This is a genomic window from Dyadobacter ginsengisoli DSM 21015 (assembly GCF_059568735.1).
The window spans coordinates 14,690-29,560 of sequence record NZ_JCANTY010000019.1 but is presented as its reverse complement, the minus strand read 5'-3'; the positions used below and the strand labels follow the sequence as shown (position 1 = coordinate 29,560).

Here is a 14,871-nt window from a genome sequence, read left to right as displayed (position 1 = left end):
CGGAGAGTTCGGGTCCCAGTCATTACAAGCCAATCCACTGCTCATGGTAAGCAGATGTCGAATCTTTAAGGCACTTTTTAAAGAGTCGGTGTCTGCTGTTGGCCAATAATTTTTCAGATACTTGGCGACAGGATCGTCAATGCTGGAAATGAACCCTTTGTCCAGAGCAATACCAACCAGTAACGCTGTAATGCTCTTGGTGGTCGAACGCAGGTCATGCTTGCTGGTGATTTGTTGGTTGTCAAAATACTTTTCCAGCACAAGGGTGTTATTCTTGATGATTAAAAAGCTATGTAAATTGTGTTCTTTTGGAGCACTTAAGGTATCGAAAAACTGGTTGTAGTACGAGGTATCGATCCGCTGGGAAAGCAGGCTACCAGTCTGCCAGCCATCGTTTAGGGACACAGGAGTTTGGTATTCATATTTTTGATCTGACATGGAGCATGCCTGTAACCAGCAGAAAGTGATCCATATAAATCGTTTCATTCTGATACCTATTATGTTATCAAAGAATTTTAATCTTCACCCTTCATAACCACTAAACTGTGGGTACGGTGTAAAATACTCGTACTAATACATTTAATTAATCGTGCGGCCCCCAACATCATCGTTTGAACATGGGCAACGGATTCAGCGGGTGCTTGAAAAAGTTGGCCAGAAGTTTATTAACCAAGAAAATGTGGAAGCCCTTATTAGGAATTCTCCGCCGGACAGTCCGCAGCAGCTTTCTGTCCATACCAAATGAGATTAGACCTAATGAGACGTCGGCCCAATCTGCTTTCCGGAAAACTTCAGTGGTCTTAGCAAACGGGCCGATATAAGGAGTGGTTTTATGGTGCCAGTAAATAATAGTTGCCACCTGGGATTGTAGTCCCGGTTCATTGCGGATTTGGAGGTAGTGCATTGCCTGTGCGACCGACGGATTTAGGTAATCTATTGTAGAGTCTGTCCAAATACCGATGTCATGAAAGGCAGCGGCGATAGCATAAACTTTGTGATTTAGGGTATTCGGATCCAGCAGCTGACAGTTAAGATATACTCGATAGACATGATTACGATATTTTTCCAAGTCCGACCCGATCAGTGGTGCATACCTCGAAAGAATCGATTCAATGTCAAGGTTTTCAAAGATTACTATTCCGCTTCCCATAAGATCAGCCAGGTTAGGATTTTAATAAAAGTGCCCCTGACTAAAATCAAGGGCAAGAGTTTGATATGAAGTGTTTATCAATAATTCCGAATCCAATTTAATATAAAGTCGGCATCCGATTCCCAGCCTGCCTGTGCAAGAACATGATGGTTACGTCCAGGAAATTCCTTGTATTCCAGGACAGAACCGTTCTTTTTATAGCGTTCGTAGTTTCGGTTGTTTAAATGCGCCGGAATAATATGGTCCATCGAGCCCGACGTAAGCAAAAGAGGTGCATGCGGCTTGTCAAAGTCCACCGCGGCGGCGCTGGTGAGACCACCTCGCGCAACGCGTTTAGATTCGGGAGCGGTGAACTGCTCATATGCCTTTTGCTGGTCTTCCAGCGGCATTTCGTTCACAAACGCATATTGCCATGTATCGAACGGCATCAGGTAAGTTTCATCCAGAGAGGTAAAAAGCCCCAAAGCGCCCCAGGTGGATTTAAGAAATGAAAATTCGTAGGGGATAATCCCTTGCGGTGGCACCGAATGGATGGCGACGGCTGCCGCTGCCAAGTCACGGTTTAGCAGGATTTGAGTAATGAGCCCTCCCAGCGAATGACCGATGATAATGGGTTTTTCAGGCAAATTTCCCGCCATCCTGGCATAATGATCAACCAGTTCAGCAAGCGTCAGGCGGGCCAGGTCTGTATCGTGTGGCTGACGCGCCCTAAGTTCAGCCGCCGTCGCGTCTTTAAATGGCCATGCAGGTGCCAGGGTTGTGTAACCACGGTCTTCGAAATAAACCTTCCATTCATCCCAACAATGATGCGTTACAAACGCTCCGGTTACAAACATTACAGTCTTGGTCTTCATATGCATCTTTTGGCTAACGGTAATCCTTATAGGTATTTTTTCAAATGCTGAGCTGCCTGAATGAACAGCGCCTTGGTCTGCGGAATCTCTGCAAGCCCGTTCAACAACCCAAAATCATGAATGACATCATTGTAACGGACAGTGGTAACCTCGACGCCAGCCTCACCCAATTTCCGTCCGTATTCTTCTCCCTCATCGAGCAGGATGTCATTCTCAGCCACCTGAATCAGCGTGGGTGGCAAGCCGCGAAGCTGTTCGGTAGTGGCCTGCGCCGGCGAGGCGTATATTTCGTGTCTTCTCTCAATCGAAATGTACTGGTCCCACATCCATTGTATGAGCGTTGTTGTCAGAAAGCGTTGTGTGCCGAACTGCTTGAACGACGGCCTGTCGAAATTGGCGTCTGTCACCGGCCAGAATAGTATCTGAGTTTTGAGAACGGGGCCTCCTTTTGCTTTGGATAGCAGCGCAGCGGCCGTGGACAGATTTCCACCGGCGCTATTCCCGACGATGGCCAGACGCGAACCATCCAGATTGATTGATTCCCCATTAGCTGCCAACCATTTTGCCGCTGCATACACTTCGTGAACCGGCTGGGGATATTTAGCTTCCGGTGCTCGTGAATAATTAACAAACACGCCGGCAAAGCCTGTTAGCACTACAAGGTCCCGTACCATCCGCTTGTGGGTAGGGTAGTCACCCAAAACCCAGCCGCCCCCATGAATGAACATAAATGCCGGCAGCCGGTCAGTTGTGCCCTCGGGACGCACAATGTTCAGCGTGATCTGAAAGCCTTCTTCGGTGATCGTCGTTTCCTGCTCGGAAATACCTGAAAGGTCGACGTCAAAAGCGGCTTGGGCGGAAACCAGCACATTTCGGGCGTCAGATATTGACAGGCTTTCCAACGGCGGCCCGCCCGCATTCAACGGTTTCAAAAACTGCTTGACAGCAGGCGATAAATGGGGATCTTCGGCGTAGTCAACTGTGGCAGACGTAATAGATTCAATGCTCATGCTCTATTGAGGTTTAAGTAAATGAATAATACAGAGGAAAATGCGTGGACAAGGGCGCGGAACAAAGCTACCAGTGTTGTTTGTACCGCTCAACGCCTATTTGACGGCACTGATTGTACATTTTCAGATTCGTGGTACTCTATTTCACGCTTGCTCTATTCCAAGGAATATTGTACAACACTTATCTGCCAATAGCCATTTATAATCCTTTAGATAACCCAGTACTTTGTAGGAATGGAATATGACACTATCGGGTGATGCCAAGTGTTTGGTAAGTACAGTTGTAACGTGAAAATACCGCTTCACATGAGGCGGTATTTTTTTCCTCAATCAAATGGTTCATTTTACCGTTCGGGCAAAGCTAAGACATTTCCTGACGGCCTGTCCGAAAAATCACCCGACTTTGATACTGCTTGTATATCGTTACATCGAAAAATAGCTGATGGATACCCAGGTCAAAGTTTGAAATCGGGACCTCTAGGGCAAACTTGCGCTGGTCCCGTTAGGTAGACACGTTGTTTATCAGCTATTCTGCGTGGCATACATAGCGATTTGCTATACTACGCCTGATCGTCCTTCAAAATAATCTGTTCTCGGGTAATGCCCAGCTTCTTGATTTTGGAATTTAACGTGCTGACTTTTAAGTCAAGAAGCTGGGCAGCTCCTCCGGGGCCATATATCTTCCCATTGCATTTATTGAGAATTTGTACGATGTAGTCCCGCTCATTTTCCTCATGGGTCTTTGAATATATGCCGACACTGGCTTTTTCAATCTGTGTGATTGAAGGAGGTAAAAGTACATCCCGGATTACATTATCTTTTGCCATAAGTACGCACCGCTCCATCTGGTGTTCTAATTCGCGCACATTTCCTGGCCAGGGGTACGCCAACAGCGACTTCATTACATTGCTGGATATACGAGAAATTCTCTTGCCGTTGTTTTTAGCAAATCTTGCAACGAACTGTGTAGCTAGTAACGATATATCTTCACCACGTTCACGCAAGGGTGGCAGCATGATGGGAAAGACATTGAGTCGATAAAACAAATCACTGCGAAACCGTCCCTGTTGCACTTCATCCCATAAATTTCTGTTGGTTGCCGCTATGATTCGAACATCTATTTTGATAATTCCTTTCCCGCCAACTCTTTCAATTTCCCTTTCCTGTATCGCGCGAAGAAGCTTGACCTGCATCTCAAATGGCAATTCACCAATTTCATCCAGGAATAGGGTCGCGTGGTTAGCTAATTCGAATTTTCCAATCCGGCGTTCGAGCGCACCAGTAAAGCTGCCTTTTTCATGCCCGAAAAGTTCGCTTTCTATCAGCTCGGCAGGTATTGCTGCACAATTCACCCTTACCATCAATTTGTCTTGCCTTGCCGATGCGTTATGTATTGCTCTTGCAACCAACTCCTTTCCCGTTCCCGTCTCACCCTGCAACAGTACAGTGCTATTGGAAAACGAAACCTGGGTGAGTAACTGAAATACTTTTTGCATGGCATCGCTAGCACCGATAATATCGTCGTATGAAAAGCCTTCCTTGGCTTCTTCCAACAGGTACGCATTCTCTTCTTCAAGCTGAACTTTATATTTCTGAATTTCTTCGAGTTGCTCACTCAGTTTTTCGGTCGCCTTTACGTTCGAAACGCCCGTTGCAAGGTGCTGCGAAATTCGATGGATAAGACTGCGGTCGGCCTGAGAAAACCCGGTAGCCGTTTCGGAGGTGAGAACAAGTGCGCCAATAACAATATTATTACTTACCAGTCGAACGCCAGCGCATATACGAACGCCCGCAGCAAGCATGAAATCTATGTGCGGCATATTCATGGCTTTCAGCTCATCAGCATCGAAGCAAACTACACCCGGAGAATGCAGCAGTACATTATGAATCCCATCATGAAGGGGGAAATCCGTTTCCGGTACAAAACCAAAACCGGGATGCTTGCAGACCAGATCACCTTCATAGGTTAACACCCTGTAATCCAGCGAATGAAGATTATAATATGAGACGCATATATCATTGAAATACACTAATGTGCCCAATCGGTTTCGAATAACTGAAATCATTGAGTCCAAAGTAGGGCTAGCAGAAATTGCGGTGCTGACAGCTAACAAGATGTCATTCTCCTTGTCCCGGCGAAGGATTTCCTCCCGGGACAATATATTGGCTATTGTTGTGGCAAGATGGTCCGTAATTCCTTTTAATATTTGATAGTTGGTCGCAACGAATTCGCCTCTTTTTTTTGATAGAATGTTCAAGAACCCCAACACGCGTTCGCTGTTCGTCAATTTAACACAAAGCATTTCTTTAATACCTGACTCAAAAATGAATTGTGTCCCAGCGTGTCTGTTTGGGCTCTTCATCGCATCCTCAATGGTCACAATTACCGGTCCATCTGATTGCAGGGCGGCATTGTGAATACCATCATTCACTGTATACTCCGGCGCTATAACATGACTAAACTCGGGACGTTGCTCAATATCGAGCTCAACCTGATGGGCAAAAACCTGAAATGTTCCCCGGTCCGGATTGTATAATGAAATGGCAACATCTGTAAAAGACAAAAGTTTGATAAGCCTTTCGCGAAGTACCGTAAAAAGATCATGGCGATTCTTGACTTTTTCAATAGAGGCGCTGAATGACAAGAGAAGTTGCTTTTCCCTTTCCTCTTGTTTGAAACGCTCGTAAGCAAGTATTCTGCTGATGGCAAGCGAAACCACGCTTGCTATCTGGTCAGCCACCTCTATCGTCCCTCGAGCAAATGTGTTGGGACGGTCGGAAAAAAAGCATAGATAACCCCAGATCTCTGAACGAGCTCCCAGCGTGGCTATTAGTGCTTGCCTAGTGTCGATTTTAAAATGATAACCAAGTTCAAGTCTTGCGTCTTTCTGATCCTGTGCGTCCACGTCGAAGACCAATGGCTTATCGCCAACCTTGATTGGACAATTGAGCAAATCGAAAGGCTTTTCCGGAGTTAGATCGCTAGCATCAGCATTGTGAGTCTTACGTTCGGCGGGACTACATGCAATTTGGTTACGTATTATTGATTCTGCTAAAATCTGGCAAGAGCAAAAATAGAATAATCCTTTTAACTGCTGGCCTAGTATTTGTTCCAGCTCAGTCACACTATTGGCATCCATTAAATGTTTATAGAGCAAGCTAAGCACCTCAATCTGCCTTAGCTGTGGCCTTAACCGCTGATCTTGTGATAAGTTATTATCGTGAGACATAATGTAAGCCGGTAAACTGGTATTTAAGGCAATTTACAACGCTATTTACTGTACGCAACCTACTCAGGGTGCATACTTTATCGGTTAATGATTATGCCAATTCGTCCGAAACTCTGAGAAATTAGCGCCAGTTTGAGTCTTAAAAAATTTACTAAACGTGGATGGGTCGTCAAATCCCAAATACAATGCTATTTCCTTCATTGACCAAGCGCTACTTACTGCCTTGCGTTTTGCTTCGAGTAACAAACGTTGGTGTATATGATGGCTGGCCGAGTACCCGGAAACCCGCTTGGCAACTTCACTTAAGTAGTTGGATGAGACAGCAAGATCTTCGGCGTAGGCTGAGACCAACTTTTGGGTTCGAAAATTCTGATCTACCTTATTTATGAACCGACCAAATACGACCTGATCATTGCCGAAAGGCAACCGGAGCTCATCAGTATCAAACCTGCGGGAAAAATAGGCTATCAACATCTTGATTAGGCCATGCAGCATTTCTTCCCTAAACTGCTGTTGGTTATCATACTCCCATAAGATAGACCTCATTATATGCTCAATGTCACTTTGGGCATTGTCATTAAGGCGCATCACTTGCAACCGTTTTGCTCGACGTGAGTGGATCAGTGCGGGAGGAAGGACGGCCGCTGAATGGGCACCACATAAAAATTGTTCAGAAAAAGCGATCTTGTAGGCTACCAAATCTTGTTCTGGTATTATTTGATGTATCTGCCCTGGAAAAAGGCAGTAAAGCGTGTTGTCGATAATGTGCCTCTTCTCAAGGTCAACATTAAGAGTGCCCTTGCCTGTTTTAATCCAAATCATTTCGAAAAGCTCGGATTGATAGTATTTTTCGAAAATTACTGCATTACCAAGAACTGTATTCAGGCACATGGCATGGAAAGGTTCCTTGTTAGGGGATATGTTGGTCGTCTTCATAACTACAAAGTTTGGTAAGCGCGTCTATAGTTGGAGAATGTCATGCCTGTTCGATTTTGGAAAAATTTACTAAAATGCGCCATATCACTAAAGCCCAACCCATAAGCAACTTCCTTCATGCTAGCTCCTGAACTTATCGCAGCATGCTTAGCAACACTTGTGATGTGTTCATAAATGTGGTGACTGGCCGGATACCCGGAAACTTTCCGCACACATTCAGTCAGTATTTCTGTTTTGACCGAAAGGGCACAGGCATAATCATGAATCGTTTTTCTTCCGGCGCTGCGGTCACTAACGAGCCTGATAAACCGCTGGAACAGTTGGCGATCATTACAATTTGAAACTGGGGGAGCGGATTGCGGATAAAGACGGGCAATTGAAATGAAAAGCACTTTTAGCAAGCCACCGATTAGCATATCGCCAGCGTAATGGGCGCATTGGTATTCACTCGCCAGGTCGAGAATCATTCGTCCAATTCCGGTGCCCTCCTGGACCAACGTCGGTTTTGCATGATCCCAAAATTTGGATTGGGTGCTAGTGAACGGGTGATAACCCTGGCAGCCTGTCATCAACAAAATTTCCTCAGGGAAAGAAATTAAGTATGCTGTCCCATCAGAATCAAAACCCATGTCAAGGCTCTTATCTGGCGGCAAAATATACATTTGACCATCGTCGTTTTTTGATGGATTGGCTAACCACAAAATCCGGAAGAAGGAATTTTCTCCCACTTTTAGATCTTCCGATGAGAGAACGGGGTGCACCCGGAGCAAGCGAGCTCCGGAATGCATGGGTGATTTTGCTACCCTCATTTTTTTACAGTGTAAGGCAAAGAAAGATTACCAGACAACACACCGTATACATTGTAGACGCCAAGCACAGGTGCGGACTTTCCGCCATGATGTCCTTCACCATGGCTCATTTGCATGTAACATGCTACTGCATCAAATTTGAAGTCCTTCTGATGGTGAACTCTGAATGAGGGAATTAGTACCCGCATAGCCGATCCTTGCTTAATCACATTGAAGCCGGGGGAGTCAAAGAACATAGGCATGCCTGGGGCGGTCTTCGGCAATGTAACAGTCTTGTCGCCGGACGTGAATTCTTTTACACTTAAGCCACCTGGAACCCGGCCATCCTTTGTCAACACCACCCAGTGCGCATGCCAGATCACACCGTCGTTGTCGTACTTTCCATCAGCGTCTTCATCCCATAGTGGCGTGTCATCCATATCCGGATGGGCTGTTAACGCCATTGCGACGATGCCTTCCGTCGGTGAAAAGCCTACGTCCTGCGATTTCAAGGTTGTGGGAAATACATAACCCAGCACTGGTGCGCCGTTCATACTTCCAACCGGAGTCGGTGTAGTCTTTCCCGCCTGACCTTCCACGGTAACTTCAAAGACCAGAGCATCGATACGACTCTCATAAACGACCTCAGCAGATTTTAACTTGAAGTCTGCATTATTGTACTTATCGCCAGGCTTCTGTGCAATGGAATCGGTTAGGGTCAGGATTAATAAAACTGAAAGGAGAAGTGTGAAGATTGTTTTCATGATTGACTATTTGAGTTAAGGTGAGAATACAGCCTAGAACGCTAATTCTGTGCCAAATAGTCAATGGTCTGATAGTCATACATTTACCGAAAGTGGATTTGAGTTTTTTTGTCTACATTTCGCTAAAACGTATACCTAGTTTTGAAATGTCAACATTTGCCAAGCCCAGTTTTATACCCTGTCCCAATCGATCGAGCTAGTAATTCAGGTCAAGTTTGGTAATTCCTAACTTTTTGATTTTGGAGTTTAATGTGCCCACTTTCAGTTTAAGAACCTCGGCTGCACCGCCCGAACCGAATATTTTACCTTTACACTGATTGAGAGCGTTGACAATGTGCTCCCGTTCATTTTCTTCAAAGGATTTCAGCGTTGTTTGATCAGCAACCATTGACAGATTTAGATGATCACCTAAACCAGGCAAATGCGTTTCTGATAAAACGCTCCCGGAAGCCATTAAAACACTTCGCTCGATGACGTGCTCTAGCTCACGAACATTCCCGGGCCATGAATAATCCATCAATTGCCCCATGGCCTTATCAGAAATCTGACTCATGCGCCGACCAATGTTTTTGGAATATTTGTTTAAAAAGAAACGGGCTAGATCTGGGATATCCTCTTTATGGTCGCGCAATGCAGGCAAGACTATTGGAAATACATTCAGCCGGTAGTATAGATCGCTCCTGAAGCGCCCTTGCTGCACTTCCATCTTCAGATCACGGTTCGTAGCCGCAATGAGGCGTACATTTACCTTGATTGTTTCTTTTCCTCCCACCCGCTCAAATTCGCGCTCCTGAATAGCCCGCAACAGTTTTACCTGCATTTCAAGTGGCATTTCTCCAATTTCGTCCAGAAACAGGGTACCATTATTGGCCAGCTCGAATTTGCCCACCCTTCTTTCCGTTGCGCCTGTGAAGCTACCCCGTTCATGACCGAACAATTCACTTTCCACCAAATTAGCAGGGATTGCGGCGCAATTTACTTTAACCATAAGCTTGTCACTACGTCCGGAAGAGTCATGAAGAGCCCTTGCGATCAACTCTTTACCTGTGCCGGTTTCACCCAATATCAGCACAGTGCTATTTGTGAATGAAACCTGGGATAGCAAGTCGAATACCTTTTGCATTTCAGGGCCCGTGCCGATGATATTATCTTGCGAATAACCTGCATTCGCCTCTTCCTGCAAATAGTGTTTTTCGTCTTCTAGTTGCTCTTTATACCGATTGATTTCAACAAGTTGTGCCTCTATCCGCTGGTTGGCGATAATATTGGACACAGCGGTTGCCAGGTGGTGGGAAAGGCGTGACAGTAGCCCTAAATGTTCTGGCAAAAAGGCGCGCTCCTGTTCGGCAAGAAGTACGAGCGAGCCAATTATTTCATTTTTACTTTTCAACCTCACGCACGCAACCTCGCGAATGCCTGCTTTCAATATGAATTCTATGTGCGGCTGATTCATCTTGGAAAGCGTTTCATATTTGAAAAACACTGGTTGGTCGCTTACCAACGCAGTGTTGTGCATGCCGTCTTTGATCGGAAACTCAGCCCCTTCAATAGATTTCCATTCCGGATGCTGCACGGTTTTTGAGTTATCCCTGGCAAAGACTTGGTAGGTTCCTTTGGCAAAATTGTAACAGGAAATGCAGATGTCGGAAAACGACAACGTAGTTTGCAGCAATGGTTTAATGGCGGGCAGCAAATCGTCTTTTCCACGCACTGAATTCATCGCATTGCTAATTTCAAGAAGCAATTGACTCTCCTTTTCGCGACGCTGGATTTCCAATACAGCCAGAATGTTGGCCATCCCCTTGGCGAGTTGATAGGTTATCTGTTGCAGCAAAGACAAGTGTGCTTTTGTAAAGTAGTCGTCTTTATGTGACATCAGCACCAGCTGTCCTACGACTTGGTTCCCATCAAGTAATTTAAGGTGCATGATTTGCCTAACCCCCATCTGATAAACGACTTTCGCCCAGCCGATACCTGCATTAGCCACTTCAATCACATTGGTTATTTGCGGTAAATGCGATTGTCTCAGCGAGTTCATGTCTGGATAATCACTGGCAGACATCGCTCTAAAAACGGGATCATTCAACCGCTCGGGAAGAACATCGAAGCTGAACAGCCGGTAAACTTGCCTGTCGCGTACATACAAAAGCAGGTTATTTTCGTCGTATGGAATATAGCTGCGCAGGTCTTGGTTTATGATTTCGATGAAATCTTCTTTTGTACGTATTGCTATGAGACGATTATTAAGCGCCATGATTGCCTCGTTTTCAGCATCCCGCCTGCGAATTTCATCCTGCCTCAAAAAGCTAACCGTAGATTTGGCAATGACAGGTGCGGCACTTTGAACGAGAGGATATATCTTAGGATCAAAGGCATTCTGCTGCTCAGAAAAAAAACAAAGCATTCCGATCGCACCGCTCTCAGTTGTAAGGGGCATGGCAAGCACCTCATTAAGGCCCGACTCCTTAATGATCGGTATGTAAGCAGGAACCTCTGTTTGGTCTATATAGTCAGAAACCCGGAGCAGAACCGGCTCGGTGGCGTCCATTACCAAGTTGTTAATCCCATCATTGACTGCAAAGTCATGATGGGCAACCCAATTAAATAATGGGTGATTCCGCAGCTTCGAGGCGGGATCGATCATATAAGGCCTCAAACTGGTACCATGTTCATTCAAGAGCATCAATGAGCAGTGGCTAAAATGAAAAAACCGACTGAATTGCTCATGTATGTTAGTAATGAGCTCTTCCTTGGATTTAGACATTAACAAGGTCGAGTGAAAGCCAATTTGCAATTCCTTTTGATCGATGGTGTATCTGAGTATTTCATTCTCGGCCCTTAAGGATTCTTCCTTTTCCATATCATTTTCGCTTTTGAGGGGTGCTTTCGTAAGATATTCAAAAGCCGCTCAATTTAGCATTTTCTAATGCTCGATTGTTGAAATGTCGTCAATTGGCCTATCGTTTGAACATCGATGGCAAATCAATGAAGTTGAAGAATGCCGGGAATAATTTTGTGAAGAAGATGGCACCAAACCCTGAATGGGTGGTTCGTTTGGTACCGGTCAGATACTCTACGAAAGTAGGATGCATATGAACTTGCCCATGCAAACGCACGGGCAAGTGTAAGAAGGGGAGTATCGTTCAATAACTCTTTATCCAATTTAATATGTAATCTGCGTCATTTTCCCAGCCAGGCTGAGCAAGGGTATGGTGGTTTCGGCCAGTAAATTCTTTATACTCCAAAACTGATCCGTTATCCTTGTAGCGAAGATAATTTCGATTATTTAAATGTGCAGGAATAATGTTGTCCAAACTACCCGCGGTTAGCAATAATGGCGCGTGCGGCTTGTCAAAGTCGACATGAGCTGCGCTTGTAAGGCCACCACGGGCGACACGCTTTGATTCAGGAGCAGTGAAGGCATGGTATGCTTCTTGTTGCGCTTCTAAAGGCATCTCATTTACAAACGCGTACTGCCAGGTCTCAAATGGCATAAGATAAGTTTCATCCAAGGACGTAAACAAACCCAATGCGCCCCAGGTAGATTTTAAGAATGAAAACTCATAGGGTATGATTCCTTGCGGTGGAACGGAATGAACAGCAACGGCTGCCGCAGCAAGATCACGATTCAGCAAGATCTGAGTGATAAGTCCTCCCAGGGAGTGGCCGATGATGATAGGCTTTTCTGGCAAGCCCCTTGCGATATTGGCATAGTGGTTGACGAGTTCGGCGAGCGTCAGATGCGCAAGGTCGGTATCATTCGGTTGCCGGGCTCGCAGCTCTGCGGCAGTTGCATCCTTAAATGGCCAGGGAGGCGCAATACAGGTGTAACCGTGATTGCCAAAATAAACTTTCCACTCATCCCAGCAATGGTGGGTAACAAAGGCCCCTGTAACAAAGAGAACAGATTTAGTTTTCATAGTCCTGCAAATCAAGTGATAGATATACGCTATGTAATACCGCATTTCCATCGCTGGAATTGCGTTCATTGACGCGGTCAAAAATAGCCGGCAATTACTGAGCACTCAATGGTTATTTGAGGGGAGCGGTTGTAGCGGAGTGCCAGCATCTGGACTCGATAGATATGAAATGTATGTAAAAAGCACAAGAAGTCGATGGGCTCCTTGTGCTTTAAATAACCGAGTTCACAAAGTGTTACTAGATTACCAACCACAACTGTACTTATTCCTTACGTCGTATCAGAAATCGCAAGTATTGCAGCAATCTAAAATGTCGGAAACTGGGCTTTTAGTGTAAAACTTTTAGTTATATCTTGCTTTGTATCAATGTTGAGCAAGTGTTTACCAAGCTCGCCATAGTCGGTCGATCAAAGTTGATATTTAACCGCTTAATGTCTCAAAAATAGTCCTTGTCTGACTGGTTTGAATGGCCCAGTTTTACGAAAATAACGTAGTCCAGCCGGGAGCACGGCGCAGGACACCGCGCATGACCTCACCCGAAAAAGCTTTGAAAGTTTAAAACTCCTCCATCCGTCGCATTTCATATCCCTCATAGTCCCTCACTACATCCACCGACAGTCCCAGGGCTTTGGCGATACCTCTGCCGTAGTCGGGATCAGCTTTATAGCAATTGCGGATATGCCGGATTTGGATAAACGTTTGAGCTCCGCCGATCGCATCAGCTGTATTACCAAAGAGCGCAGCTTTCTGTTCTTCATTCATCAACCTAAACAAGTTGCCAGGCTGTGAGAAGTAATCATCATCAACCCGGTGATCCCAGCGCGACGCATTTCCGGAGATTTTAAGAGATGGTTCTTCGAAATCGGGCTGCTCTTGCCACTCACCAAAGCTGTTTGGAAAATATGAAGTAGCGCTCCCATAGTTGCCGTCGACTCGCATAGAGCCATCTCGATGATAGGAATGATAGGGACACTTAGGTGCATTTACAGGGATCTGGTGATGATTGACACCGAGCCTGTAACGCTGGGCATCACCGTAGGAAAATAAACGCCCTTGTAACATTTTGTCTGGCGAAAAGCCGATTCCAGGAACAACCGAAGCGGGGTTAAATGCCGCCTGCTCGACTTCGGCGAAGTAGTTGCCAGGGTTCCGGTCTAGCGTCAGTTCACCCACAGGAATCAGAGGATAGTCACCATGGGGCCAAACCTTGGTAAGGTCGAACGGATTGATATGATAAGTCTCCGCCGCGACCTCCTCCATGATCTGAACATACATTTTCCATTTCGGATAATTACCAGACTCGATGTTTTCGTAAAGATCACGCTGATGGCTTTCCCTATCGTCAGCAATAATTTGGCGGGCTTGCTGATTAGTCAGGTTATAGATGCCTTGCTGCGTTTTCAAATGAAACTTCACCCAGTAGCGTTTGTTTTCGCCGTTGATAAAGCTGAATGTATGGCTTCCGAAACCGTCCATTGTACGGTACGATTTAGGAAGACCTCGGTCGCTCATTGTGATGGTGACCTGGTGTAGTGCTTCTGGAATGAGTGTCCAAAAATCCCAGTTGTTGTCTGCGCTGCGCAGATTGGTCCTCGGATCTCGTTTCACTGCATGATTCAAGTCAGGGAATCTGAGGGGATCTCGAAGGAAAAATACAGGAGTGTTATTTCCAACCAGGTCCCAAATTCCTTCTTCTGTGTAGAACTTGATTGCAAATCCTCGAATGTCACGCTCTGCGTCGGCTGCACCTCTCTCGCCAGCAACAGTGGAGAAGCGTACAAAAACCTGTGTTTCCTTACCAATCTGCGAAAAAAGGTTCGCCTTGGTATAACCAGATATGTCGTTAGTTACCCTGAAAACTCCATGGGCTCCCGAGCCCTTTGCATGCATACGTCGCTCCGCAATAAGCTCACGATCAAAATGAGCCATCTTTTCCAAAAACCATGTATCCTGTAACAAGAGTGGTCCGCGCTTGCCAGCGGTGAGGGAATTAAGGTTATCCGGCACGGGAGTTCCGGTTCGGTTTGTCAACTTGTTGTTGTCCATATCTTTCCGATTGAAAATTGGATATAAATTGATTTATTTTCGCCTGTGCCTCATACCTCGGGATCACGAAGTGTATCTGCCGGCGAAGGCTCGAAATAACCCAGCATCTGAAATTTTGACAATGGCATTTCCACGACACTTATTGGAAAAGCTTGGACAAATCGCGTTGACAA

General features: G+C 45.7%; 11 protein-coding genes. All 11 read right to left on the bottom strand.

Translation table 11 applies throughout. The features are described 5' to 3' along the window. Positions 1-486: serine hydrolase (locus BP71_RS37400; protein WP_496386959.1), on the bottom strand; the 486-nt coding region annotated here is incomplete at its 3' end. A 118-nt stretch (positions 487-604) separates the two neighbouring features. Next, positions 605-1,150, bottom strand: coding sequence for a hypothetical protein (locus BP71_RS37395; protein ID WP_496386957.1), 546 nt, complete (start codon positions 1,148-1,150; stop codon positions 605-607). A gap of 77 nt (positions 1,151-1,227) precedes the next feature. Next, on the bottom strand, positions 1,228-2,004 hold the full coding sequence (locus BP71_RS37390; RefSeq protein ID WP_496386955.1) for an alpha/beta hydrolase: 777 nt from the start codon (positions 2,002-2,004) through the stop codon (positions 1,228-1,230). Positions 2,005-2,030: 26 nt separating this feature from the next. Further along, on the bottom strand, positions 2,031-3,014 hold the full coding sequence (locus BP71_RS37385) for an alpha/beta hydrolase (RefSeq protein ID WP_496386953.1): 984 nt from the start codon (positions 3,012-3,014) through the stop codon (positions 2,031-2,033). 560 nt (positions 3,015-3,574) lie between these two features. Next, positions 3,575-6,244, bottom strand: coding sequence for a sigma-54-dependent Fis family transcriptional regulator (locus BP71_RS37380; protein ID WP_496386951.1), 2,670 nt, complete (start codon positions 6,242-6,244; stop codon positions 3,575-3,577). 84 nt (positions 6,245-6,328) lie between these two features. After that, the gene (locus tag BP71_RS37375) at positions 6,329-7,180 is read right to left on the bottom strand and encodes a helix-turn-helix domain-containing protein (RefSeq protein WP_496386949.1); all 852 of its coding nucleotides are present in this window, start codon (positions 7,178-7,180) and stop codon (positions 6,329-6,331) included. 2 nt (positions 7,181-7,182) lie between these two features. Continuing rightward, the gene (locus BP71_RS37370; protein WP_496386947.1) at positions 7,183-7,968 is read right to left on the bottom strand and encodes a helix-turn-helix domain-containing protein; all 786 of its coding nucleotides are present in this window, start codon (positions 7,966-7,968) and stop codon (positions 7,183-7,185) included. A gap of 17 nt (positions 7,969-7,985) precedes the next feature. Next, the gene (locus BP71_RS37365) at positions 7,986-8,732 is read right to left on the bottom strand and encodes a hypothetical protein (RefSeq protein ID WP_496386945.1); all 747 of its coding nucleotides are present in this window, start codon (positions 8,730-8,732) and stop codon (positions 7,986-7,988) included. Positions 8,733-8,928: 196 nt separating this feature from the next. Then, on the bottom strand, positions 8,929-11,592 hold the full coding sequence (locus BP71_RS37360) for a sigma 54-interacting transcriptional regulator (protein ID WP_496386943.1): 2,664 nt from the start codon (positions 11,590-11,592) through the stop codon (positions 8,929-8,931). A 283-nt stretch (positions 11,593-11,875) separates the two neighbouring features. Next, on the bottom strand, positions 11,876-12,652 hold the full coding sequence (locus tag BP71_RS37355; RefSeq protein WP_496386941.1) for an alpha/beta hydrolase: 777 nt from the start codon (positions 12,650-12,652) through the stop codon (positions 11,876-11,878). A gap of 555 nt (positions 12,653-13,207) precedes the next feature. Further along, positions 13,208-14,698 (bottom strand): catalase, encoded by a 1,491-nt coding sequence (locus tag BP71_RS37350; protein WP_496386939.1) that lies wholly within the window; start codon positions 14,696-14,698, stop codon positions 13,208-13,210. Positions 14,699-14,871: the final 173 nt, after the last annotated feature.